Source organism: Microvirga massiliensis, from assembly GCF_001006805.1.
Lineage (GTDB): Bacteria > Pseudomonadota > Alphaproteobacteria > Rhizobiales > Beijerinckiaceae > Microvirga > Microvirga massiliensis.
In genome coordinates, this window is the sequence record NZ_LN811357.1 from 78,876 (window position 1) to 102,855 (window position 23,980).

21 protein-coding genes and 1 pseudogene are annotated in these 23,980 nt (G+C 63.6%); 16 read left to right on the forward strand and 6 right to left on the reverse strand.

Going from position 1 to position 23,980, the window contains the following annotated elements:
- The first annotated feature begins 3 nt into the window (after window positions 1-3).
- From BN1233_RS22800 to BN1233_RS22835, 9 genes are all read left to right on the forward strand, one after another.
- A complete protein-coding gene (locus tag BN1233_RS22800) occupies window positions 4-3,585 on the forward strand; it encodes a CheR family methyltransferase (RefSeq protein WP_046865939.1) in 3,582 nt (1,193 codons plus the stop codon).
- 539 nt (window positions 3,586-4,124) lie between these two features.
- Window positions 4,125-4,280, forward strand: coding sequence for a hypothetical protein (locus BN1233_RS47170; protein WP_154678285.1), 156 nt, complete (start codon window positions 4,125-4,127; stop codon window positions 4,278-4,280).
- A gap of 207 nt (window positions 4,281-4,487) precedes the next feature.
- Window positions 4,488-4,697 (forward strand): cold-shock protein, encoded by a 210-nt coding sequence (locus BN1233_RS22805; protein WP_046865940.1) that lies wholly within the window; start codon window positions 4,488-4,490, stop codon window positions 4,695-4,697.
- A gap of 271 nt (window positions 4,698-4,968) precedes the next feature.
- Window positions 4,969-5,592 (forward strand): PAQR family membrane homeostasis protein TrhA, encoded by a 624-nt coding sequence (trhA, locus tag BN1233_RS22810; RefSeq protein ID WP_082145601.1) that lies wholly within the window; start codon window positions 4,969-4,971, stop codon window positions 5,590-5,592.
- A 66-nt stretch (window positions 5,593-5,658) separates the two neighbouring features.
- Entirely contained in the window at window positions 5,659-6,090 is a 432-nt protein-coding gene (locus BN1233_RS22815; RefSeq protein WP_046866145.1) for a cupin domain-containing protein, read from the forward strand.
- Window positions 6,091-6,667: 577 nt separating this feature from the next.
- Window positions 6,668-7,033: a hypothetical protein gene (locus BN1233_RS22820; protein WP_063776647.1), complete on the forward strand. Its 366-nt coding sequence runs from the start codon at window positions 6,668-6,670 to the stop codon at window positions 7,031-7,033.
- Window positions 7,026-7,169, forward strand: coding sequence for a hypothetical protein (locus tag BN1233_RS48505; RefSeq protein WP_187144352.1), 144 nt, complete (start codon window positions 7,026-7,028; stop codon window positions 7,167-7,169). Before BN1233_RS22820 ends, BN1233_RS48505 begins: the two co-directional genes overlap by 8 nt.
- Before the next feature lie 743 nt (window positions 7,170-7,912).
- Window positions 7,913-8,161, forward strand: coding sequence for a hypothetical protein (locus BN1233_RS22830; RefSeq protein ID WP_147707449.1), 249 nt, complete (start codon window positions 7,913-7,915; stop codon window positions 8,159-8,161).
- Entirely contained in the window at window positions 8,158-8,415 is a 258-nt protein-coding gene (locus BN1233_RS22835) for a hypothetical protein (protein WP_147707450.1), read from the forward strand. Before BN1233_RS22830 ends, BN1233_RS22835 begins: the two co-directional genes overlap by 4 nt.
- 263 nt (window positions 8,416-8,678) lie before the next feature.
- Here BN1233_RS22835 and BN1233_RS22840 read toward each other — a convergent pair whose 3' ends face one another.
- Window positions 8,679-9,617: an IS110 family RNA-guided transposase gene (locus BN1233_RS22840; RefSeq protein ID WP_046865945.1), complete on the reverse strand. Its 939-nt coding sequence runs from the start codon at window positions 9,615-9,617 to the stop codon at window positions 8,679-8,681.
- Window positions 9,618-10,041: 424 nt separating this feature from the next.
- Here BN1233_RS22840 and BN1233_RS22845 point away from each other — a divergent pair, with 424 nt between their 5' ends.
- From BN1233_RS22845 to BN1233_RS22870, 6 genes are all read left to right on the forward strand, one after another.
- Window positions 10,042-10,566, forward strand: coding sequence for a hypothetical protein (locus BN1233_RS22845; RefSeq protein ID WP_046865946.1), 525 nt, complete (start codon window positions 10,042-10,044; stop codon window positions 10,564-10,566).
- Between the two features lie 394 nt (window positions 10,567-10,960).
- Complete coding sequence (gene glgC / locus BN1233_RS22850; RefSeq protein WP_048708344.1) at window positions 10,961-12,226, forward strand: glucose-1-phosphate adenylyltransferase; 1,266 nt, start codon at window positions 10,961-10,963, stop codon at window positions 12,224-12,226.
- Entirely contained in the window at window positions 12,226-13,668 is a 1,443-nt protein-coding gene (gene glgA, locus BN1233_RS22855; protein WP_046865947.1) for a glycogen synthase GlgA, read from the forward strand. Before glgC ends, glgA begins: the two co-directional genes overlap by 1 nt.
- Window positions 13,669-13,871: 203 nt before the next feature.
- On the forward strand, window positions 13,872-15,122 hold the full coding sequence (tyrS, locus tag BN1233_RS22860) for a tyrosine--tRNA ligase (RefSeq protein ID WP_046866148.1): 1,251 nt from the start codon (window positions 13,872-13,874) through the stop codon (window positions 15,120-15,122).
- A 71-nt stretch (window positions 15,123-15,193) separates the two neighbouring features.
- Window positions 15,194-15,418, forward strand: coding sequence for an AbrB/MazE/SpoVT family DNA-binding domain-containing protein (locus BN1233_RS22865; RefSeq protein WP_244470755.1), 225 nt, complete (start codon window positions 15,194-15,196; stop codon window positions 15,416-15,418).
- Window positions 15,405-15,746 (forward strand): type II toxin-antitoxin system PemK/MazF family toxin, encoded by a 342-nt coding sequence (locus BN1233_RS22870; RefSeq protein WP_046865949.1) that lies wholly within the window; start codon window positions 15,405-15,407, stop codon window positions 15,744-15,746. Before BN1233_RS22865 ends, BN1233_RS22870 begins: the two co-directional genes overlap by 14 nt.
- A 43-nt stretch (window positions 15,747-15,789) precedes the next feature.
- Here the strand turns inward: BN1233_RS22870 and BN1233_RS22875 are convergent, their stop codons facing one another.
- Window positions 15,790-16,728, reverse strand: coding sequence for a branched-chain amino acid--2-keto-4-methylthiobutyrate aminotransferase (locus BN1233_RS22875; protein WP_046865950.1), 939 nt, complete (start codon window positions 16,726-16,728; stop codon window positions 15,790-15,792).
- A 339-nt stretch (window positions 16,729-17,067) separates the two neighbouring features.
- Between BN1233_RS22875 and BN1233_RS22880 the strand changes: the two genes are divergently transcribed.
- Window positions 17,068-17,853: an outer membrane protein gene (locus tag BN1233_RS22880; protein ID WP_046865951.1), complete on the forward strand. Its 786-nt coding sequence runs from the start codon at window positions 17,068-17,070 to the stop codon at window positions 17,851-17,853.
- A gap of 190 nt (window positions 17,854-18,043) precedes the next feature.
- On the opposite strand, the pseudogene BN1233_RS22885 reads toward BN1233_RS22880, so the two are convergent.
- The 4 genes and pseudogenes from BN1233_RS22885 to BN1233_RS43220 form a co-directional block, all read right to left on the reverse strand.
- Window positions 18,044-19,269: pseudogene (locus tag BN1233_RS22885) on the reverse strand (SMP-30/gluconolactonase/LRE family protein).
- A 402-nt stretch (window positions 19,270-19,671) separates the two neighbouring features.
- Window positions 19,672-20,712: a histidine kinase dimerization/phosphoacceptor domain -containing protein gene (locus tag BN1233_RS22890; RefSeq protein WP_046865952.1), complete on the reverse strand. Its 1,041-nt coding sequence runs from the start codon at window positions 20,710-20,712 to the stop codon at window positions 19,672-19,674.
- Window positions 20,713-20,719: 7 nt separating this feature from the next.
- Window positions 20,720-21,151 carry a response regulator gene (locus BN1233_RS22895; RefSeq protein ID WP_046865953.1) on the reverse strand — a complete coding sequence of 144 codons (432 nt, stop codon included), beginning with the start codon at window positions 21,149-21,151 and terminating at the stop codon, window positions 20,720-20,722.
- Window positions 21,151-23,778, reverse strand: coding sequence for a PAS domain-containing protein (locus BN1233_RS43220; RefSeq protein WP_052763887.1), 2,628 nt, complete (start codon window positions 23,776-23,778; stop codon window positions 21,151-21,153). The genes BN1233_RS22895 and BN1233_RS43220 overlap by 1 nt, the downstream gene beginning before the upstream one ends.
- Between the last annotated feature and the right edge of the window lie 202 nt (window positions 23,779-23,980).

The following is a 23,980-nucleotide window of genomic DNA, read 5'->3' on the forward strand; positions in this document are numbered from 1 at the left end:
GCAATGCCAGGACGCAACAGGTCTGACGAAGACCAGACCGCCAATATCAAAATTGTCCTCGCCATCGGTGCGTCGGCAGCAAGCACTCAGGCGCTTCGTCATTTCCTGAGGCATCTCGCGCTGCAGGAGGACATGGCGGCCATCGTGGTGCTCCAGCATCGAGAGGCCCTGGACGAGGAAAGTCTCAGGCAAGCCCTGGCCAGGTCAGGGCATGAGCTGATGACCGTGAAGCATGGCGCGGCCATCGAACCCAACAAGGTCTACCTCCCGGAGGCGAACGACATCGTCACGGTGGAGAATGGCCGCTTCCAGACTCGGCCGGCGGAGCAGCGGCCGGGCGAGAGAGGGACGATCGACTCTCTCCTGGTCTCGCTCGCCCGCGAAGAGGACGGCAAGACGGTCGCGGTCCTGTTCTCAGGGACGGGCGGCGACGGCACGCTCGGCGTGGCAGCCATCAAGGAGGCAGGCGGTCTCACGCTCGCCGAGGGGAGCGAGGAGCATGGGGCCGGAGAACTCGCCACCAGCAACTCTCCGGCAGCCCTCGCCGATTTCGTCCTTCCCGCTGACGCGCTCGCCGAACGCATCGTTCTCCATGCACAGCACTTCGTGCGCCTGGAGAAAGAGGCTGCCCGCAGGCATGACGAGCCCGAGATTGCGACGGCGCTCACCAGCATCGCCACGCTCCTCCGGAACAAGACCGGGCACGACTTTCACGGTTATAAGAAGGGCACCTTCCTGCGCCGGGTCCAGCGCCGCATGCAGGTCGTGCAGGCCGAGACGATCCAGGATTATGTGGATCATCTTCGGGCTCATGCGGAGGAAGCACAGAATCTCTTCAACGACCTTCTGATCGGGGTTACGCAATTCTTCCGCGACCGGAAGGAGTTCGAGCTTCTCGAGTCACAAATCGTCCCCAGGCTTTTCGACGGCAAGACGCGCAACGATCAGTTTCGAGTCTGGGTGATCGGCTGCTCGACGGGCGAGGAGGCGTATTCCATCGCCATCCTCCTGCGCGAGCACATGGCGAGGCTCGACGAGGTGCCGCAGGTCCAGATCTTCGCGACGGATCTCGACGGCCGTGCCCTGGCCAACGCACGGGCCGGTCGCTACACGAACGCGATCGAGAAGGACATGACGCCGGAACGACTGGCGCGCTGGTTCGTCAAGGAAGGCGATACCTACTGCGTGGTCAAGGAGCTGCGTGAAATGTGCATCTTCTCGCAGCACAGCATCGTCAAGGATGCACCGTTCTCGCGCATCGACCTTCTGTCCTGCCGCAATCTCCTGATCTACCTCGACGCCGACGTGCAGAGCCGGGTGATCCCGCTCTTCCATTTTGCCCTGAGGCCGGGAGGCTTCCTGTTCCTCGGCAATTCCGAGAACACCTCCCGGCACACGAACCTCTTCGCTCCGATCGAGAACCGCTCCCGGATCTTCCGTCGCCTGGATACGGGCGCACGTATCCTGCCAGACTTTCCCTTGACGGCCGTGGACCGCCGTATCGTCGAGCCGGCTCCGGCCGTTCGCCCTCGTACCATCGAGGGGACCTTGACCCGTCGCGCCGAGCGGATCGCGGAGCGCTACGCCCCGGCCTACGTCATCACGGACGAGGCTTCGAACGTGCTCCATTTCTCGGGAAGGATGGGGCGATACATCGATCCGGTGGGCGGCGCCGCGACGCTCAACCTCCTCAATCTCGTTCATCCGGATCTGCGCCTGGACTTGCGCGCCGCCCTCACGAAGGCTGGCGAGCAGAACGCAAACGTGGAGGTTAACAATGTCCGAATGGGGCAGAACGGGCACTTCCTCCTCGTCGACCTCGTGATCGAGCCAGTCCGGGACAATCCGAGCTCCGCGCGCAATTTCGTCGTGCTCTTCAAGGACGGAGCAACGGTTCCGGATTCCGAGGAAGACCAGAATTCCGGCGTCCCTCACCAGGGCAACGAGCACGTGCGGGAGCTCGAGGCGGATCTGCGCCTGACGCGCGAGCGACTTCAAACCACGATCGAGGAGCTCGAGACCACCAACGAGGAGCTGAAATCCTCGAACGAGGAATACCAGTCCCTGAACGAGGAGCTGCAATCGGCCAACGAGGAGCTGGAAACCTCGAAGGAGGAACTGCAATCCGTCAATGAGGAGCTGACCACGGTCAATGGCGAGCTCGCCCATCGCGTCCAGGAGCTCGGTCGCGCCAACAGCGATCTGAAAAATCTCCTCGAAAGCACTCAGATCGCGACGATCTTTCTCGACAATCAGTTGCGGGTGACGAATTTCACGCCCGCCGTGACCGACATCTTCCATCTCGTGGAAACCGACATCGGCCGCTCGATCAATCATATCAAGTCGCGCATCACCTACGAGGAGTTGCAGGAGGATGCCCGCCGTGTGCTGCGAACGCTCAACAGCGTCGAGCGCGAGATCGCGACTTCGACGACCGGCCGTTACTACATCGTTCGCGTCTTGCCCTATCGCAGCATCGAAAACTTCATCGCCGGCGTCGTGGTGACGTTCGTCGACATCACCGAACGCAGACGCGCGGAAGAGGCGTTGCGCAGCAGGGAGGAGCGCTTTCGGCTGATCGTCGAGAGTGCTCGGGACTACGCCATCTTCACCACCGATCAGACAGGCCGTATCGACGAGTGGTTCGCGGGTGCGAAGTCCGTGTTCGGCTGGACGGCAGAGGAGGCAATCGGTCAGAACCCGGCGATGATCTACACCCCGGAAGACCGGGCCGGCGGTGTCTGGGAGAGGGAGTTTGCAACGGCGCGTGAGACGGGCACGGCTCCCGACATGCGTTGGCATGTCCGAAAGGACGGCTCGCGCGTGTTCATCGAGGGCTCGGTGTGGGCGCTGCACGACGCCACAGGCCGCTTCCGCGGCACGATGAAGATCGGGCAGGACGTCACCGAGCGCCGCAGGTCCGAGGAGGCCCTGAAGGCCAGCGAGAACCAGGCCAAGCTCCTCGTCGCCGAGCTGCAGCACCGGGTGCGGAACACGCTGGCCGTGGTGCGCTCGATCGCCCAGCGGACGGCGGTGTCGAGCGAGTCGGTGGACGATTATGCGATGCACCTGGAGGGACGGCTTGCCGCCTTTGCACGGGTGCAGGCAGCCGTGACGAGGGATCCGACAGGCGGAATCGACCTGGCGATGCTCGTGGCAGACGAACTCCTCGCCCATGCGGCCCATGAGGGAGAGCAGGTCGAAAGCATTAATGGTCCCGGCGTGCGCCTCCAGCCCAAGGCTGCCGGAACTATCGGCCTCGCCATGCACGAGCTTGCGACGAACAGCGTGAAATACGGCGCTCTCTCATCCCAGAACGGACGCATCAGGATCGAATGGACCGTCGAGGAGGCGCAGGGTGTCCCGCACATCGTCTTCCAATGGATCGAGACGGGGGTGAAGCTCGCGGGCGAGCAACCCAAGCGGCGCGGCTTCGGCACCGAGCTCCTGGAACGAACACTCGCCTACGAACTCAACGGCGACACGAATCTGCGCTTCGAGCCAGGCGGCCTGCACTGCACCATCACGCTGCCCGTCGATGATCGGATTCTGGTGGTCGAGGCCGAGAGATACGAGCGAGAGTGATCGAGCTCGCTTCGTTTGCACCTTTTCAATCGAGCGTAGTGTTGCACTGTGCTTGCGAGGTTGGCGCTGCCACCCTCACCCGCCGCCCTTCGGGCGTCGACCTCTCCCATCGAGGGAGAGGTGATTTGCGAGCGCCGCCCTCTTCACCTCTCCCCAGGAGGGAGAGGTCGCGCGCGTAGCGCGCGGGTGAGGGGGGAAACGCTGCCCTTTGCCGACAAATTCTCACGGTAGCAAGTACAGGTCGCCAGGAAAGCGAGAACCCGACGAAACAGCACGACAGCCTGGTTCGAGGCCCTGAGGCGGACAGTCTCGTCCTCTCTTGCATTGTTGCGGTATATACTCCATATTCTGGAAGTCGACCTGACCTATTCGGCCTGCTCTCTGTTGCTCCCGATCGAGCGCCGAGCCCGCTTCCGCAATCATGTAAGTTTGACCGCTGCCCCCTCTGGGTCGGCGCTGCGTCGATTGCACCTCATTCGACTTCCGAAATCCAACAACGATCACAAGGCCCACGGCCGAAGTGACTTAGGAATCAGCTCATGCACATCAATTCCCATACGAATCCGGTGAAGGCGCTCTCGCCCCCAGTGCCGGTCAAGACTGAACCTCGCGCGGCAATCCCCGTGTGGCAGCCTCAACCGAGTGGCCTCACCCGCGAGGAGTTGCGCAAGATCGTCGCCGACCTCATCGGCTGAACATTCTGGTCGTCTCGGCCTTTCAAACGCCGTGATCGGAGCTTATATAGAGAATATCGACTTTGGCCGGACAATCGGGCCGTTTCGCCTCAGGCAATGCCGGGCGCGCGTTCAGACTCTCTCCAAAAATCGACGAACCGAGCGACAGGTCGTGCTCTCGCACGCCTGGCAGCTCACGTGCATCCCGCATTGACCAAGGACGTTCCCATGAACACGGGTACTGTGAAATTCTACAACGACATGAAGGGCTTCGGCTTCATTCAGCCGGATAACGGCGGCAAGGACGTGTTCGTCCATGCGACGGCTCTCGAGCGCGCAGGTCTGCGCGGTCTCGTCGAGGGCCAGAAGGTATCCTTCGACACGGCGGAAGACCGCCGCTCCGGCAAGATCGCCGTCAACAACATCCAGACCGCGTAACGCGCCGCGCGTTCACAGCGCGATCGAGCCTTTGAGCTCTTCTCGACCGCTATTCCGCAAGGAATAGCGGTCTTTTTGCTGCCCGACCCTGATCGAGCTTGCGCGACCGGCGCCAGGAGCAAGTCGACACGCACGCCTTTCGTTGGTCAATGCCCTGCTCTCATGAAGACTTCAATGTTTCGCCCATCGGATGCGGTCTGGACGAGTGGTCAGGCGGAGGTGGAAGCGCTAAATTTAGAAAGGACGAGGGCTCTGACCGCTGGGGCTGAGGATGCGCACCTATGACCGGTCCGAACTGATTGCAGACGCCGCCATCCACGCAGCCGGCATCCTCGGAGGGGTGATCGGCAGCACAACCCTGATTCTCCTGGCTCCGACGTCGACCCCGATCCTGATCTATTCGGCGGCGCTCGTTGCCGTGCTCGTGACCTCAGCGGCGTACAATCTGTGGCCCGCCTCACGGGCCAAGCAGATTCTCCGCCGCTTCGATCACGCCATGATCTTCCTGCTCATCGCTGGAACCTACACTCCGTTCCTTGTGCAAATGAACGGGGCGCCAAGAGCGATCGCTCTTGGGGTCGTGGTGTGGATGATTGCGCTCGGCGGCGTGGTGCTGAAGCTTACGTTCCCAAATTCCTGGGAGCGACTCGCAATCGGCCTGTATGTTGCTTTGGGATGGAGCGGATTGCTGGCTTTCGACCTGATCGTCAGCATGCTGCCCTCCTCGACAGTCTTTCTCCTTTGCGTCGGCGGAGTGCTCTACACGGTCGGTGTGGTGTTCCACACTTGGAGAAGCCTTCGCTTTCAGAACGCAATCTGGCATGCGTTCGTCCTGGCTGCCTGTGTTCTGCACTATTGCGCCGTGCTCGATTGTTGGGTGCTGACCCGGGCCTGAGTATCCACCTTGTAAAGTTTTTTTGCCAAGTGTATCGTAAAGTCACTTTACGTAGCGGGGCCTATGATGGAAGCGCACACGGGGGATGTGGTGCGGATCGGCAGCCTCGAACTCCGCTTTCTCGTCGATGGAACGCAGGGCTCCGGCAGCCTCGTGATGTTCGAGTTCGTCGTGCCGCCGAGCGCCCGGGTTCCGGCTCCGCACTTCCACAAAGAGGTCGATGAGATAATCTACGCCCTCGAGGGCACCACCACCACGACCTTGGACGGGCAGAAGCACGAACTTCGGGCTGGACAGAGCCTCCTGATCCCTAGAGGCAGCGTTCACACGCACGAGAATGTGCACGGCGAGACGGCGCGATCCCTCGTCGTTATGACACCGGGTTCGATCGGGAAGCGCTATTTCGAGGAGGTGGCTCGGGAGGTAAACGTTCCCGGCAAGCCTGACATCGCCAAGATCAAGGAGATCATGCTCCGGCACGGCCTCGTGCCTGCTTAGAGCCCATTTTTCCATTTTGGCAGAACGAACCCAAATTCGGACTTCCGGGAATGCGTTCACCCCTATGATGCCGCGCACTTGGTTCGGTCAGCGCAGAGGCGAGCACTTGTTCTTTGGCATCGGCGCGGACGTGGATCTGGTCGAATGCCGACCCGGTGTGCGCTCGCGGTCCGGGCGTGGCAGATGATGGAAATAAAAGTATCAATCAGGGGGAATGTGTGTAAGATGATCCTGGTTTTTCAACTTGAAGAGATTTTGAGAAACCGACTGTCGGTCGATTGTGTCGGTGAGCCATAGCCTTGATCGATGGCGCTCTGAACCCGAGGACTTGCAGTTGAGCAAGCTGCCTCGCGCATCGGGTCAGCAGGCCTGCTGCCATCTCAAGAAGGGACGCCGCCGTGCAACGGCTCATTCAAACCTGGAATCATGACAAGCTGACGATCCTCAACGTAGTGTTGGTGGTCGCTATCCTGACCTTCCTTTACTTTGTGGTCCTGCCGTGAACGCCGGAGCAGATGCGTAAGCATCGGTTGGCGTCTTTCCTGAGCTTTCCGACGGAATTCCGCCAGACAGGGTCATGGCAATGGTCGACAACCCGACGAACCTCGACGAGCACCGCGGCATGGCCGCGCAAGTCGCGACCGAGCTACGCCGCATGAAGGCCGAGGTCGAGGCCGATCAGGCAGCGCTTCGGCAACGACGCGAGGAGCTGGAAAGGCTGCTTTTGGCGGCTCCGGCCGCAGATTGGCCCGAGGCAGTGGAGAAGGCACGGTATCTTCTGTCCCTCTTCGCCGAGACGCCCGCAGCCGCGGATCCTCGCCGAGAAAAGCTCATAAACGATCTTCTTTCGGACTTTGAACGGCTTTTGAGCGAGTTGCCCGGTTCTCCGGTGCCCACACACACGAACAGACTTACTTGCAACCCAGGAGAGAACGATGCCTAAAGGAGAGAGACGCGGAAATCGCGAGGCGAAGAAGCCGAAGCAGGACAAGCCGAAGGCGGCTCCTGTGACGTCGCCATTCATCGTGACGCAAGGCAAACCGGGCACCACACAGGGAAAGCACGGAGGGAAGAAGTGATTCTTCATCCCCTCCTCTCCTCCCTCGCGCTGCTGGTGTTCGTTGCTTCGACATCGGCTCAAGCCGCTCCGGGTTCCCAGGAACCCGCTCAGAAGTCCCAGGCCATCCCGGGCGTGCAGAAGCATTCGGAAAGAGCCGGAGCACCTGCCAAGGGATCCGAGTTCACGGAGGCCGACTACAAAGCTCTGCGCGACCGGGACGAGTCTCGCCAACGAATGTGGGATAAAAAAATGAAGGCACTGACCAGGAGCATCTGCACGGGATGCTGAGAGGACTGCGAACAATGCCGCTCCCATCCGGACTCCCGAGCCGGCACGCTCTGACAGGAAACTGATCCGGAGCTTTCAAGTCTTGTCCGCAGCCAGATAGCAACGGAAAGTTCCGCTCGCCTGATAGGCTCGAAGCCGAGCGGCTGCCCCCCGGCCGGCAGCGTGCGATCTGTGGGAGGCTTGACCATCCCGCATCTGCCGACGCGTGACGACGCATAGGAGCGGGCATCACAGATATTCGTGAAATCGCACTCGCTCGATGATATCGTCGAGCGGGCGCATCGAATGATGTTCAAAATCGTCAGTCGACTATTTGGCTTGGCAGCATAGCGCGCTGTTGCTGCTCGACGCTGGAAGCCCGTCTCGACCCGCGACTGAATCGAGGCACCAGTTTCACTCGGGTTTCCAGCCGAGCTGTCTGGAATGGAAGGCCGGTAATGCCCCTCAATGTCCTCCGCCGGAAGGGAGGCTGATTTGGACGTGCTCGTGACGCCCTCTCCCGGTCCAAGAAAGGCCTGGGACTTGACAGATCGTCTCGGGCGGAAAGTCGGGCAGATTATCAGCTCGGCGGAGGACGAATTCATCATCACCGCTGCTGAGACCCGACTTGATGCACCCTTGTCAAAAGCGCAGCGAATCCAGCCCTCGCTCGATGCGGCAATGGACGAAATTGCAAAATGCCTGAGAGGTGTATGCCAGTTTTCCCGTAAGGAGGATCGATGATGGATGCGACAGTGTTCGCGGAAGGACGCGGGGTGTGGCACGTGAATGCCTCACCGACGATGCGCAGCCTTGGCGAGATCGTTATGGGACCGCAAAAAACCGCTAGGATCGTGCCGGACGACCCGCCGTCGATGCTCGACGGTGTCGATCCTGGCCCCTACGGCTCGGTCGAAGAGGCCATGGCAGCAATTGGCGCTCATCTGGGCGGCCAGTGTGGGCATGCTCGGCAGAGGCGACGGGTGCAACCGTTTTGATTGGCCGGATACCGGCGAGGAGACCGAGACGGGCCTGAACGACGCGACGAAGGATAGCGCCATCGTCTGGCCGTCCGAGCCCGGACGATCACCTCAGTTTCGCCATCGCAGAAGTCGGGTGGATTACAGCGCAGGCATGAGCTGGCCGATACGGCGCTTGCTCTGCGCAAGCCCTATGCTTGCAACGTCAGCGCCCGCCCCTCCCCCTCCCTTGGCGGGAGGTCGCCGCCTGCAAGGCGGCGGGTGAGCGACTGTCTGGACTGTCAAGCCGCGAGGGCACATTGGGCGCGCACGTCGCGGGCTTTGGCGTTGAGGCGCACGAGCAGCTTGCGGGCGAGCGCCACGCAGATCAGCTTCTTGGGCTTGCCGGCCTGGCTCAGGCGGGCATGGCAGGCGGCAAAATCCGGATCGTGGCGGCGCACCACCTCGGCGACCACAAACAGGATCTCGCGAATGCCGCGGCGGCCACCGCGCACCGGGCGCTTGCCGGTGATCTTGCCACTGTCGCGGGCGATCGGCGCCAGCCCCGCGAGTCTGGCCACCGCCTTGTTGGACAACGTGCCGATCTCGGGCATCTCGGCCATCAGCCGCGCCACGGTGCGATCGGCCACGCCCTTGATCGACCGGAAGGCGGCATCGAGGCGCTGCCACAACGGATCGCTGTCGATGAGCGCGCTGATCTGGCCCGCGAGGGTGCGGATCTGGCGGGTTACGAGCGCCACCACTTCATCGATCGAGGCCAGCACCGCAGCATCGCTGACGAGCCGGCGCTGGTTGATCTGGGCGGTGCGCAGTTCCGTGAGCTGGCGCAGCCGCGTGACCCAGGCCGCGAGCCGGCCCTGGGCCTCGCGCGCGGGCTCCTGCGCGACGATGCGCCGAACCTCGGCGAACCAGGCGATCAGGCCGGCATCGAGGCGGTCGGTCTTCTCGATCACGCCCATGGCCTCGGCGAAGCGGCGCACCGCGCGCGGATTGACGATCGCGCAGGGCACCCCGTGCGTCCACAGCAGCGTGAAGGGCAGCCGCTCGTATCCGCCGGTCGCCTCCATGGCGACCAGGGTGGCGCCGTGGCTGCGGCAGAACTCCGCCAGGGCCGCGATGCCCTGCGGGTTGCGGGCAAAGCGCGCCACCGCGCCGGCCGGGCCGATGCGCGCATCGAGCATCGTCGCGGACACATCCACTCCACAGATGATCGTCATCACGCTAACCTGCCTTGTCCATGCGATCGTGAGAGACCAAGCGACTGTTCGGTCGCGTGCGACTGTTCGGTCGCGTGCGACTGCGGCGGCGGTCCCAAAGCTCACCCGCGGTTGTCGCCGGAGGGGAAACGGGCGCCGTCCGCCGCGTGGCGGGGCCGGTGGCCACCGGCCCCGCCACAGCGTCAAGTCAAACACGCTTCAACGCCACAGCCCAGATACAAGGGAGAACACCGCGCTTCCTCGATGTTTTCTCCAAAAATTCTCACACACCAGCCACCGGCTCACCTGCCCACAGTGCAAGGCCACCGCTGCTGCCAAGCCGCTCCGGCACTCCGCAGTCACACCTCAAGTCATCCATCGGATTGACAGACATGGCCCTTGGCGCGCAACATCATTGCCCTGGGGGGCCGCCACGAGGTTGGCTGCCATGGAAGGTTTCGAACACGTACTGAACTGGAAACTAAAGCAGGGCTCACACCCTTTCCCGGGAAAGGACGGCGGTACCTGCATCAATGAGGCGGCTCTGGTCGCGGCCGGCTTTGAGTACAGGCCGATCCGCGCAGCCGAGGACATGCCGGCATGCTTCTCGCGTCCGATCTGCCGGCTGGCGATGCGACTCAACGACGAGGCCAATGACACGGACCGTCAGCGCCTCCTCCCCTTCGTGACCCGGCTCGCCTGCGCGGACACGCCGGAGATCGAGCGGGCCCGCGCGGCCTATATCGCATCCCATGCGGGCGGACACCTGCCCTTCCAGAAAGGCCTCGAAGTGCTCGAGGGCGCGCTCGCAATCGGACGGAAGTCTGACCTGTTCGAGCCAGACGACGTCAAGTCCAGGATGGATGCGGTGCGCGCAAGGGCGACCACACCTACATCGCTCCCCGACACGCCTCTCTTCGCCAAGATCAAGAGCTGGTTCCTGTCGAAGGGCGAGCTGGAGCACACCAGCTAAGGCTGCACGATGCGGCGGCGCACCATCGCGCCGCCGCATCACGCCGGCACCCGCACGGGTGAGCATGGCGCCATATCAATCACGTGCAGGCGTGATCCGACCCGGAATCCACGGCATGCCTGCACGTTTCCGACACGATACGCCCTCCATGAGCCCTGGCAGCCGCGATCCTCGGCGGCTCACAAGCCCGGGCCTCCCCTCGCGACTGACACCTTCGCAGCCACTTCCGCGTCGTCGTGAGCGCAGCGAAGCGATCCAGCCCGCCCTTCCCGAGCTTGGATCGCTTCGCCTGCGGCTCGCCATGACGCCATGCCGCGATACTTAAAGCCGGGAGAGAGGCCGGCATCGCCCATGCAGGCCGCAAGAGCCTCGTTGCAGGCAGGAGGAAGCACCCGTGTCGGATGTTCGAGGCAGTTACGCTCCCATCGCTCGCCACACCATGGCCTATATTCTCGCGGGCGGACGCGGCAGCCGGCTCATGGAGCTGACCGACAAGCGAGCGAAACCGGCCGTGTTCTTCGGAGGCAAATCGCGCATCATCGACTTCGCGCTGTCGAACGCCCTCAATTCTGGCATTCGCCGCATCGCGGTCGCGACGCAATACAAGGCTCACAGCCTCATCCGGCACCTGCAGCGCGGCTGGAACTTCCTGCGCGAGGAGCGCAACGAGAGCTTCGATATCCTGCCCGCAAGCCAGCGCGTCTCCGAGGACATGTGGTATGCCGGGACGGCGGACGCGGTCTACCAGAACATCGACATCATCGAGAGCTATGGACCCGAATACATCGTGATCCTGGCCGGCGATCACATCTACAAGATGGATTACGAGCTGATGCTGCACCAGCACGTCAGCCAGGGCGCCGACGTGACGGTCGGGTGCATCGAGGTTCCGCGTAACGAGGCGAGCGGGTTCGGCGTGATAGCCACCGACGAGACGGGCCGCATTCTCTCGTTCCTGGAGAAGCCCAAGGATCCGCCGGGCATGCCCGACAAGCCCGACATGGCGCTCGCCAGCATGGGCATCTACGTCTTCGCCACGGACTTCCTCATCGACCAGTTGAGACGGGACGCAGCCGAACCGGGCTCGAGCCGCGATTTCGGGAAGGACATCATTCCTCACCTCGTCCGCAACGGCAAAGCCGTCGCACACCGTTTCACGGATTCCTGCGTACGCTCCTCCCCGACGAGCGAGGCCTACTGGCGGGACGTCGGCACCCTCGATGCCTATTGGAAGGCGAATATCGACCTGACCGATCCGCTGCCGGCCCTCGATCTCTACGACCACGACTGGCCGATCTGGACCTTCGCGGAGATTACCCCGCCCGCGAAGTTCGTTCACGACGATGCCAATCGCCGCGGCAAGGCGGTCGACTCGCTGGTGTCGGGCGGCTGCATCATCTCGGGCGCTACCCTTCGGAGAAGCCTCCTGTTCACCGGAGTCCGCATTCACTCCTATGCTCAGGTGGAGAACGCGGTGATCCTGCCGGGTGTGGATATCGCCCGCTCCGCGCGGCTGAAGGACGTCATCATCGATCGCGGCGTACGCATCCCGGAGGGCCTCGTCGTCGGTGAGGACCCGGACTTCGACGCGCAGAGATTCCGCCGCAGCGAGGGTGGCATCACCTTGATCACGCAGCCGATGCTCGACAAGCTCAGCTAATGAGCTCTCTCGAAGTCCTTTCCGTCGCGTCCGAAGTCTATCCGCTGGTGAAGACGGGAGGACTCGCCGACGTGGCTGGCGCGCTTCCCGCCGCTCTCCGGCAGGAGGGCATCACGGTTCGGACACTCGTCCCGGGCTATCCTGCCGTTCTCGACGCGCTGGATGTACCGGAGCGGCTGCACGAGTTCGGCGACCTCTTCGGCGGTGAAGCCCGGCTGCTTGCTGCGCGTGCGGCAGGGCTCGACCTCGTCGTCCTCGATGCCCCGCATCTCTATGCTCGGCGGGGCTCTCCCTACTTGGCCCCTGACGGCCGGGACTGGCCCGACAACGCCCAGCGCTTCGCCGCGCTCGGCTATGCCGCCGCCAGGATCGGCAGCGGCCTCCTGCCCGGCCTCGTGCCCGATGTCGTGCATGCCCATGACTGGCAGGCCGGGCTCACGCCGGCCTATCTCCGTTTCGGCGGGATGGCCCGTCCGCGCACCGTCGCCACGATCCACAACATCGCCTTCCAGGGCGTGTTTCCGGCCGGGCTGCTCGCGTCCCTCGGCCTGCCCTCCGAGTCCTTCACGATCGACGGCGTCGAGTATCATGGCCAGATCAGCTACCTGAAGGCCGGCCTTCAATTCGCGGACCGGATCACGACGGTCTCGCCGACCTATGCCCTCGAGATCCAGACCCGCGAGGGCGGCATGGGGCTCGACGGCCTGTTGCGGACCCGCTCGCACGTGGTTTCGGGAATTCTGAACGGGATCGACGAGACGGTGTGGGACCCCGCGCGCGACGAGCACCTCGCCTCTCCGTTCGACGCCCAGTCCCTGGACCGGCGCGCCGCAAACAAGGCGGCCCTGCGGGCCCGCCTGGGCTTGGCGCAGGACCCGCGAACCCTGCTTTTCGGCGTGGTGAGCCGCCTGTCCGGGCAGAAGGGGCTCGACCTTCTGCTCGAGGCCCTGCCGGTTCTGCGTGAGTTCGGGGCCCAGCTCGCCCTTCTCGGCTCCGGCGACCCGGATCTCGAGGCCAGCTTCCGGGACGCCGCAGCTGCCCATCCTGGCCGGATCGGCGCCGTGTTCGGCTTCGACGAGACCCTGGCGCATCAGATCCAGGGCGGGTGCGACGCGCTGCTCGTGCCTTCGCGCTTCGAGCCCTGCGGGCTCACGCAGCTCTGCGCCCTGCGCTATGGAGCGGTTCCCGTGGTCGCGCGCGTCGGCGGCCTCACCGACACGATCATCGACGCGAACGAGATGGCGCTGGCCGCCGGCGTCGCGACGGGCGTCCAGTTCGCCCCGGTCAGCACCCTCATGCTCGCGGCCGCCCTCGGCCGCACGGCCGAACTATGGGCCGACCAGGAAGCCTGGAGGCGAATGCAGCGGAACGGGATGATGGCCGATGTCGGCTGGGCCCGGCCCGCCCGCCATTATGCGGAGCTCTATCGCGGCAAGACATGAAGAGCCGGATTGACCCGATTCGCGGGGCCGGATAGAAACTGCGCGATGATCTCGAACCGCCGCACCCCAGTGAGCTATTTTACGCCGTCCCCATAGGGCGGCAGCGTTTGGGTGCGACCTGACGATCGATGCCGCCGCAGCCCGGCGGCGTTTTCATATCGGATCGTGTCTCCGGCCTGCGGCTCCCCCGCAAGGAGACCACGATGCCCCTTCCCCAATCTTCCTTCCTGAAGACGCTCACCGAACGCGGCTTCATCCACCAATGCACCGACCTTGCCGCCCTCGACGGCGCGCTATCGGCGGGTCCGGTCGCGGCCTATGTCGGCTTCGACGCCACGGCGGACAGCCTCCATACCGGACATCTCCTGCCCATCATGGCTTTGCGCTGGCTGCAGCGTTCCGGTCACAAGCCCATCGTGCTGATCGGCGGCGCGACCACGCGCATCGGGGATCCGAGCTTCCGCGATTCCAGCCGGCCCCTGCTCGACGATGAACGGATTGCCCAGAACATTGCCGGCCTCAGGAAGGTGTTTTCGCGCTACCTCGCCTTCGGCGACGGGCCGACCGACGCCATCATGGTGGACAATGCCGGCTGGCTCGACCCGCTGCGCTACCTGCCTTTCCTGCGGGATTTCGGCACGCATTTCACAGTCAACCGCATGCTGACCTTCGACAGCGTGCGCCAGCGGCTCGACCGCGAGCAGCCCCTGACGCTGCTCGAGTTCAACTACATGGTTCTGCAGGCCTTCGATTTCCTGGAGCTGTCGCGACGTCACGATTGCGTCCTTCAGATGGGCGGATCGGACCAGTGGGGGAACATCGTCAACGGTGTGGAGCTCGGCCGGCGGATCGACCAGCGGCAGCTCTTCGGCCTGACTACCCCCCTGCTCACCGCATCGTCCGGCGCGAAGATGGGCAAGACCGCGGGCGGGGCGGTTTGGCTCAATGCGGAACGCCTCAGCCCCTACGAGTTCTGGCAGTTCTGGCGCAACACCGAGGACGATGACGTCGCCCGCTTCCTGCGCCTCTTCACGGAGCTGCCGCTCGATGAGGTGTGGCGCCTCGGCGAGTTACGGGGATCGGAGATCAATGAGGCGAAACGGATCCTCGCGACCGAGGTGACGCGGCTCGCCCATGGCGACGAGGCTGCGGAGCAGGCCGCGCAGACCGCGCACCACACCTTCGCGGAGGGAGGCCAGGCCGAAGGGCTGCCGAGCGTGGAGGTGCCGCACGCGGAGCTCGAATCCGGCATCCCGCTGGCAAACCTGTTGGCGCTCGCAGGACTCTCCTCATCCCGCAGCGAGGGACGCCGCCTGATCCGAGGCGGCGGGGCGAGGCTCAACGGCGAGGCCCTGACCGACGAGAACGCGGTCGCGACGGTCGCCGATCTGCGCGACGGCGCGATCATGCTGACGGCCGGCCGGAAGCGTCATGCGCTGGTCAGGGCTGCGTGATCATTGAGTAGAGCAGTAGTCGTGGGTTGCGGCTTGTAAGGAATTTCCTTACACTAAGAGGTATAGAGGAGGTGTCGTTGATCACGAGTAAAATCACGAGCAAGGCGCAGACGACCATCCCGCAAGCGGTGCGCACGGCCCTGAATCTGAAGGAAGGTGACGAACTGGCCTATCAAATCGAGGATGGAAAGGTCACACTGACAAGGCACGAGCCCCACTCACCCGTCGAGGACCCGTTTGTCACGTTCTCCGAGTGGGACAGCGAAGCCGATCGGAAGGCTTATGCACGACTTTGAGTTCGGCGACGTCATTCGCGTGCCTTTCCCTTATACCGACCGCAATACACGCCAGCGCCGACCGGCATTCGTCGTGTCGGCGGGCCGCGTCGGAGAGGGGCGATCTTTGCTGTGGGTTCTAATGATCACCAGCGCAGAGAATTGCCCTTGGATCGGTGACGTCACGTTCGGTGACAATTACGCAGTGAGTGGATTGCCGGCGCCATCGGTCGTCCGCACCACGAAAATCGCCACCATTGAGGCAAGCCATGCGGAGCGCATCGGAAAGGCGCCAGAACAGTTGGCGAATGCAGTCACACAGGAGGTCAAAGCCATATTGAACTATTGAGCGTCAGGGATGGCAGTTGTCGCTTGCGCAATTCAGGATTTCCCTAAGCTCCCAATCGTGCGGCGTACGGCTCCTCGAAATTTTCGTAATCGAGCGGGGTCATGTGCCAGCCGGCGTCGTGCTGCGCCCAGTAGAATTCCTTCAGCAGCATGCTGATCGGACCGGGCCCGTCATTGCTCATGATGTGCCCGTCGATGCGAGAGACCGGCATCACGCCGCCAGCCGTGGTCGCGCAGAACATCTCGTCCGCTTCCAGCAGATCGGAGCGCCGCAACGGCACGATGGCGGCATCGATCCTCTTCATCGCGCAAAGGTCCAGCACCGTCTGGCGCGTGATGCCCTCGAGCGCACCGCGATCCGGCGTGAGAACGCGCCCGTCCTGCACGACGAAGACATTGAAGCCGGGGCCTTCCGTGACGAACCCGTCGGCATCGAGCAGGACGGTCGTGTCGAAGCCCGCGTCATGCGCCTCGAAGAGGCCACGGGTCAGATCGCCCCAATGGTAGTTCTTCACGGTCGGATCGACGGAGCGGCTCGAGATCCGCGGAACGGACGCGATGTGCAGATGCGCGCCCCGCTCCTGGACATCCGGGGGGATGACATCGATCCACGGGATCGCATAGGCGATGAACGTGTTCTCGCAATCCTGCGGGCGGCGGGAGCCAGCGATGCGTGGCCGTCCGCGCGTCGAGACGAGGGCGACGTAGGAATTCCTCAGGCCACTCAGCACCACGCATTGGGCGGCGATTCGGGCCATCTCGCCCATTGAATAAGGCGGCACGAGCCGGAGACTATCGAGGGAGCGCTGGAAGCGTTTCAGATGATCGTCGAGGCGGAAGAATGCTCCGTTCCGGACATGGACCACGTCATAGGTAGCGTCGGATCGCGTCAGGCCCCAGTCCAGGACCGGGATGGTTGCTTCGTCGATCGGAACGAAGGCGCCCCTCACATGGGCCGCCCCATTTGAATAATCCTTGCTCATGCCCCGAATCGACCTCCCCAATGCCCGTCAGCGCGTGCCACACTGACACGCGCTGACGGGCAGGCAAATTACTTTGCCGCCCGCGGGGAATACAGCCGGATTCTGAATTTCGGAAGGTTTCGTCGTGTCCGACACACAAAGGAAGCGGCCCGAATGCTATCCGAGCCGCCAAGTCGTTCTCCTCGACCGGGATTAGGGCACGACTGGCCGAATCGGTCAAGCGAAAAGTATCGAGGCGAACTTGGCCGCTGGTGTTGCCTTTCAGTGACAGACAACGGCCTGGCAATTGTTATTGAATGAGGCTCTTCCTCTCGGGAAGAGACTCAGGAGCCACGTTACATGAAAAGATTGCTACTCTCCGCCACTGCCTTGGTGGCTCTGGCGTCGGTGGCCCAGGCCGCCGATCTGCCGGCACGGGTCGCGCCAGCGCCCGTGTTCACCCCCGTTCCGGTCTTCACCTGGACCGGCTTCTATGCCGGCGTGAACGCCGGCTGGGGCTGGCGCAACGACAATAACAATGCCGTGCTGTTGACCGGCCCTGGCCTCCCGGCCGGCTTCGTCGGCGGCACGCTGCTATTCTCGAATAACGACGACGGCGGTTTCACCGGCGGCGGCCAGATCGGCTACAACTACCAGATCGGGTCGTTCGTGATCGGTGCCGAGGCCGACATCCAGTGGGCCGATACGGACCAGAACATCAACGCCGTCTTCGTGCCGGCGCCCGGCTTTGTTGCCGGCCGAGACGTCTTCGTGCCCGGCGTCTTTAATAGCAACGCTCCGGAGTGGTGGGGCTCGGTGCGGGCGCGCCTGGGCGTCGCGATCGACCGGGTCCTGATCTACGCCACCGGCGGTCTCGCCTACACCGAGGACAACACCGGCTGGGTGGTCGGCGGCGGTGTCGAGTGGGCCCTGCCCGTGAACTGGTTCGGCTCCTCGGCGGTCACCTTCGGGGTCGAGGGCCTGTGGATCAACATCGATAGCGACAATAACAACTTCAACAATGGCTTTGTCGGGACGTTCTCGACCCCCGGCAGGGCGCCCGTTGCGGTCGTCGCACCGGCATTCGACAACAACAACGACAACGAGTTCGGCGTCGTGCGCGCGAAGCTCAACTTCAAGTTCTGAGCATCGCATCCACAAACACAAGGCCCGGCCAAGCGCCGGGCCTTTCTTTTTTGGCGTAGAGCTGTGCGGCAGGCTCAAGGAAACGGACCGCTCACCCCGCCGGTGATGCCTTCGCTGCAGATCTCGGTCCCTCGGATTTATGCAGATACGGGCTTCCGCTTTTTTGCCCGCACTCTGATATCGCGCTGCCCTATCCCGGCGCCGCACCCTGCGTATTCACATAGACCGCATAAAGCGACTGACTCGCCGCCATGAACAGGCGATTGCGCTTTGGCCCGCCGAAGCAGATGTTCCCGCAGATCTCCGGGAGCCGGATCCGTCCGATGAGCTTGCCGTCGGGATTCCACACGGTCACCCCACTGTAGCCGACGGCGCGTCCTGCATTGCTCGAGATCCAGAGGTTTCCGTCGACATCACAGCGAACACCGTCAGGGCCGCATTTCACGCCGTCGATCATGCAATCCGTGAAGACTTTCTGGTTCGACAGCTTGTTGTCCGAACCAACGTCGAAGACGTGCACGTCGCCCTTGCCGCCGGGGCCTTGGTCGCCGGGCCCCTTGCCGGTGCTCACGACATAGAGCTTCTTGTAGTCCGGCGAGAAGCACAGGCCATTCGGGTCCGGCACCTGTTCCTCGGTGACCACGAGATCGATCCTTCCGCTCGGATCGATGCGGTAGCAGTTGGTCGGAAGCTCGCGCCGCCAACCTCCGATTCCCACGGCTTGACCCAGCTTCGGGTTGAGCCGTCCAGCCGAATTGCTCGGCCCTCCGGCTGCGTCCGGAGCGCCCTCGTAGAGCTGGCCGCCATAGGGCGGATCGGTGAACCAGTAGCTTCCGTCCGGATGGGGAACGACGTCGTTCGGCGAGTTGAGGCGCTTGCCCTGATAGGAATCCGCGAGCACCGTAATGGAGCCATCGAGTTCGTAGCGCACCACGCGGCGCATCAGATGCTCGCAGGAGAGCTGCCGCCCCTGGAAGTCGAAGGAGTTCCCGTTGCTGTTGTTCGACGGAGTGCGGAAGACGCTGACGCGTCCGTCGTCCTCAAGCCACCGCAATTGCCTGTTGTTCGGGATGTCGCTCCAGACGAGATAACGTCCCTGCGCATTCCACGCCGGCCCCTCGGACCAGAGCGCTCCGGTCCACAAGCGCTGGATGGCGCTGTTCGGCTGAGCATAGTTGTTGAAGACCGGATCGACGGTGAGCACGTCGGGATCCGTGAAATAGGTCGTCGGTGCGCCACTCGGGCTGAAATCTCGCGGCGGAGCCGTGACTGTGCTCGGCGGCGCAACAGGGCTCGAGGGGGCCTGTGCCAGCGCCGCACCCGACCCGAGCGCGACGGCACCCCCCCCAACACCCGCAGCACAGTCCGCCGCGACGTGCCCTCACGGGCAGATTCGATGGACACAGGACTCGACATGGAACGCCTCCCTCAGCATGAATTTTGAGACGCAGCTGAAAAAGACACAGTCACTGGAGATCGACCGAAAGCGGCGAGCGGGAGAAACAGCTCCTCTCGCTTCGGGATCATCGATAGGATGATCAAAGGATCACATCGGAGTCGAGAAGTGTCAACTGAAATGGCAAGCCGCAGGAGAAGTGCTTCATCCCCTGAGGCGGTGGCCTGGATTGCTTCACTTCGTTCGCAATGACGGTGAGGGTGTGAAGATGGGAGGAGCACCGCCGGAAACGGAAGCAGGCTCCTGAACCACTCCCGTCTTTGCGAGCCGAAGGCGAAGCAATCTACCCGTCGACGGATGCGCTCCTGAATCGCTTCATTCCACTCGCGATGGCGAAGAGGACGCGAGGAGCAATGAGGTCGTCAAACCGGAAAGGACAGAACGGCGCGTGTCCCGCTGTGATCTGAATCGAATGCGATCTGCGAGCTGAGATTCGAGGCCATGGCTGTCACGATGCGGGTTCCGAGACCGCTGCCCTGCACGGACCCGTTGCCCGTCCAGCCGACGCCATCGTCCTCGACAATGAGAGACGCGTGGCTTTCCGAGGCCGAGAGAATGACACGGATGTCGCCGGACTGCCCCTGCGGATAGGCGTATTTGAACGCGTTCGTGACGAGTTCCACGACGATGACGCCGACGGAGACGGCCTTGTCGGTCGCGATCCGCACCGGGTCGGCGCTTAATGTGATCCTGTGCTCGCGTCCGGCTGCCCGCATGGCCCCAGCGAGCTCCTCGACGAGGCCCTCAAGGTAAGTGTCCATTTCCACGAAGCGCACGTCGTCGGAAGTGTAGAGACGGCGATGGATCTGGGCGATGGCGGCGATGCGCCCTTGAGTTTCCCTCAGCGCATCCCGCGCCGCCGGATCGGACGCGATCGCCCGCTGCTGCATGGTGACCAGGGAGGCGACGAGTTGGAGGCTGTTGGCGACGCGATGATTGACCTCGCGCAGAAGCAGTTCCGCGCGCTCGCGCGCCTCGCGCATCTCCCTTTCTGCAGCCTCCTTTTCACGACGAAGCCTTGCGCCCTCGATGGCCTGGTGGGCCGCATTGCGCAGTAGGTCGAGAAATACACCGCCAACATCCTTGATGACGTAATCGGCGGCGCCAGCCTTCAGGGCAGCTACTGCAATGCGCCCCTCGTCCGCACCGGTGACGTAGATGACCGGCGGCGGATCCGGCAGACCCTGAACTACCGCGAGAACCTCCAGGCCCTCCTTGCCGGGCATGAAGTGGTCGAGCGCGACGACATCGAACGTGGCGTCCGAGAGCTGCATCAACCCGTCATCGCCACTCGGAGCATAGGTGACTGCGAAGCCATTGCGCCCGAGCGTGCGTTCGACGAGGCGCCCTAGGCCCGGATCGTCGTCGATGTAGAGAAGGCGGATCGGCCGAGTCTCGGACACCCTGTCCTCACGACGCGTCGGGGATATGCATGACCGAGAGGAACAGACCAAGCTGGCGGATCGCCTGCGAGAACGAGGCGTATTCGACCGGCTTGGTGATGTAGACATTGGCGCCGAGATCGTAGCAGCGCTCGATCTCGCGTTTGTCGTCGGTCGTCGTGAGCACGATCACCGGAGCCCGCTTCAGCACGTCGTCACTCTTAAGGCGGGCCAGGATGTCGGTCCCGTGCATGTCCGGCAGGTTGAGATCGAGTAGAACCAAGACCGGTCCATTCTTTCGCCCCTCGGGGCTGAACAGGTACTCGAGAGCGCCGGTCCCGCTCGCGAACTGCAGGATCTCGTTGCAGACGCCCGCCCGCCGGATGTTCTTCTCGATCAGACGCGCATGCCCCTCGTCATCTTCGACCATGATAATGGTCACCGGCTGCTGGTTGGGCATTACGCGGCCTCTGAACTCGCGATGAGGGTTTTCGGAAGGGTCACGGTGAAGGTGGAACCTTCACCGGGCTGCGATGCGACCGAGATGGTGCCCCCAAGCCTTCGCACGAGAGCACGGACATGAGCAAGCCCGATGCCCTCGCCCGGGTGATCCTGGGCTCCAGAGCGCCTGAACAGGTCAAAAATGCGATCGAAGTCCTTGGGATCGATGCCGCGCCCGTTGTCCGCGACCTCGTAGCGCACATACGGCCCCGCCTCGCTCCCGCTCACGACGATCCGGCCAGGCCGGCCTGCGGCGAGGTATTTGACCGCGTTCTCGATCAGGTTCCCGAAGACCTGCTCGACGGCAAGGCGGTCGCTCGTCAGGTCCGGGACATCCTCGATGACGAGTTCCGCTCCACGCTCTCCGAGCTGGTGCGCAAGGCTCCGGCGTTGCCCTTCTAGGAGCTGGCCCATGCTGATCCACTCGGGGGTGAGAACCCGTCGCCCCTCGCGGGATAGCTTCAGGATGGCCGCGATCAGCCGATCCATCTTGGCGCTCGAGGTGCGAATGAACCCGATTGCTTCGGTGAGATCCGCCTCGATGGCGGCGCGGGCTTCCGGGGTGACGAGTTCCGGATTGTGCCGGATGACTGCGCGGTAAAGGCGCTCGATTTCGGCCTGGGCCCCCTCGAGCTCACTGGTGAACCCCATGACGTTGACGAGCGGGGCCCGGAGGTCGTGGCTCACGATATAGGCAAAGCGCTGGATCTCGTCATTGGCCGCATCGAGCTCGGCGACCCGGTCGGCGAGCGCCTCCTCAACCCGCCGCCGCTCGTCGATTTCGCGCTGGGCAGCCTGATAGAGGCGGGCGTTGTCTATGGCGGTCGCGGCCTGACCAGCGATGCCGGCGAGCAGAGTCTCGTGCTCCTGCTTGAACATGCTGGTTTCAGCATGACCAAAAAACAGGCCGCCGAGCACCTCGCCGGAGCGGGAAGTGACCGGCACCGCGAGATAGCTGCGCACCGGCAGATGCCCTTCGGGCATGCCCCGGTAGGGCTCGCTCTGGCCGTAGCGCGAATCGGCCAGGATATCGTCGGACCGGATGATCCCCTCGCCGTGGAAGGTCGGCCGGAAAATTGCCGTTGCCCGCGGCATCGGGAACTTCGAGAATGCCTCCCGGGGTGCGCCCGACAGAGCATAGAGCATGTAGCTCTCGCCCTTCTCGTCGAGCACGTTGTAGAAGAAGGCCCCGAACTGGGCACCCGTCAGCGCGACGCCGGCATCCGTTACCATTTGCACGACCCGGTCGAGGTCGAGCTCGGCCGCCATGGCGGCCCCCGTCCGGTTGAGGATTTCCAGAATCCGGGTTTCCCTCCGAAGCGCCAACTCTGCCTGGCGCGCTTCGGTGATGTCGACGTTCACGCCGATCATGCCCAGGAACTCTCCACCCGGACCGAGCCGGGGCTGGGCATTGGTCTGCACCAGCCGGTAGTGTCCATCGGCCCGCTTGAACCGCGCCTCGCACCTAAAGCCGGTGTGGGCCTGCATGGCCTCGCTGAAGGGCTTGAACAGGGCCTCGCGATCCTCCGGATGGGCCGTCCTGCTCCAGTCGAACTCAGGGACATCCTCGGGAGTAACACCCCAGAACTCGCGCTGGGCCCGGTTCAGGTAGACGCATTTCCCCTCTGGGTCGCCCATCCAGAGCATGACGGGGGCGCTTTCCGCGACGAGCCGGAAGCGTTCTTCGCTTTCCCGCAATGCATCTGCAATCCGCTTCTGCTCCGTGACGTCGTGCCCCTGCACGAAGATGCTCGATGTCGTGCCGTCAGCTGCCGTAATGGGTTGGTAGACGAAATCGACGTAGTGCTCCTCGGGAGCGACTCCGGGGCGCTGCTGCAGGGTGACGCGAATGCCGCGCCCCACGAAGGGCTGGCCTGTCTCGAGGACGCGATCCAGCAGGTCGATGAAGCCCTGGCCCACAACCTCGGGAAGTGCCTCCCGCACCGGCTTGCCGAGAATTTCGCGGTGGCCGACCAGCGTGTGATAGGCGGCATTGGCGAGCTCGAACACATGGTGCGGCCCGCTCAGAACGGCCATGAAGCCGGGAGCCTGCTCGAATAGCCCCCGGAGATGCTGCCGCTCCTCCTCAAGGGCCTCATTGGTCTCCTGGACCGCCTGCGCCCGGCGCAAGACGTCTGTCTCGATGAGCGCCGACGGACCTGAGCGCAGGATTGAACCCTGTGCCTGCCTCCTCAGTCGGTGAAGCTCCGTCACGTCCACGGTGTGCTGGAGGATGAACGATAGCGCGCCATCCTTGTCGAAGAGGGGCGTATGCGTCGCGCTCCAGTAGCGCTCCTCGACACCCTGCCCATCCGGGAGGGAGATGTCGTACTGGATGAGCGGCAGGTGATCCCGCTCCTTGTCGCGGGCGACGCGTTCCAGGGAGGTGCGAAGCTGGCGGTAGCTGGCCGAATCCGGGTCGCTCGGAAAGGCCTCGAACATGTTCCGTCCGACCAGATCCTCCCGCTCCCTCATGGTCGTCTGGAGATACGCGTCGTTCATGGTCACGATCCTGAACGACGGGTCCAGAAGTACGTACGGATTGGGAGACGCGCCGAACAACGCCTCGAAGTTGATGGAAATCACGCGGTTGCGCTGACCGGCGCCAGCGTCCCTTCTGACTGATGCTCGGCCGTATGTAGGTCACCACCTCGCCCACCGCCATGCCCGGCAGGGCTCATCCCGCCCTCCTGGTTATCGCGAGGGGAGTGGACACATCCAGGTCGGAGGGTTCAGTCCGGATTGCTTCGCCGGCGGCTCGCAAGGATGGAAGTCGCCCCGCATCGCG

Coding starts and splice junctions, on each gene's coding strand:
- BN1233_RS22800 (WP_046865939.1), top strand. CDS start 4: ATGCCAGGACGCAACAGGTCTGACGAAGACCAGACCGCCAATATCAAA.
- BN1233_RS47170 (WP_154678285.1), top strand. CDS start 4,125: ATGCACATCAATTCCCATACGAATCCGGTGAAGGCGCTCTCGCCCCCA.
- BN1233_RS22805 (WP_046865940.1), top strand. CDS start 4,488: ATGAACACGGGTACTGTGAAATTCTACAACGACATGAAGGGCTTCGGC.
- trhA (WP_082145601.1), top strand. CDS start 4,969: ATGCGCACCTATGACCGGTCCGAACTGATTGCAGACGCCGCCATCCAC.
- BN1233_RS22815 (WP_046866145.1), top strand. CDS start 5,659: ATGGAAGCGCACACGGGGGATGTGGTGCGGATCGGCAGCCTCGAACTC.
- BN1233_RS22820 (WP_063776647.1), top strand. CDS start 6,668: ATGGCAATGGTCGACAACCCGACGAACCTCGACGAGCACCGCGGCATG.
- BN1233_RS48505 (WP_187144352.1), top strand. CDS start 7,026: ATGCCTAAAGGAGAGAGACGCGGAAATCGCGAGGCGAAGAAGCCGAAG.
- BN1233_RS22835 (WP_147707450.1), top strand. CDS start 8,158: ATGATGGATGCGACAGTGTTCGCGGAAGGACGCGGGGTGTGGCACGTG.
- BN1233_RS22845 (WP_046865946.1), top strand. CDS start 10,042: ATGGAAGGTTTCGAACACGTACTGAACTGGAAACTAAAGCAGGGCTCA.
- glgA (WP_046865947.1), top strand. CDS start 12,226: ATGAGCTCTCTCGAAGTCCTTTCCGTCGCGTCCGAAGTCTATCCGCTG.
- tyrS (WP_046866148.1), top strand. CDS start 13,872: ATGCCCCTTCCCCAATCTTCCTTCCTGAAGACGCTCACCGAACGCGGC.
- BN1233_RS22870 (WP_046865949.1), top strand. CDS start 15,405: ATGCACGACTTTGAGTTCGGCGACGTCATTCGCGTGCCTTTCCCTTAT.
- BN1233_RS22875 (WP_046865950.1), bottom strand. CDS start 16,728: ATGAGCAAGGATTATTCAAATGGGGCGGCCCATGTGAGGGGCGCCTTC.
- BN1233_RS22880 (WP_046865951.1), top strand. CDS start 17,068: ATGAAAAGATTGCTACTCTCCGCCACTGCCTTGGTGGCTCTGGCGTCG.
- BN1233_RS22895 (WP_046865953.1), bottom strand. CDS start 21,151: ATGCCCAACCAGCAGCCGGTGACCATTATCATGGTCGAAGATGACGAG.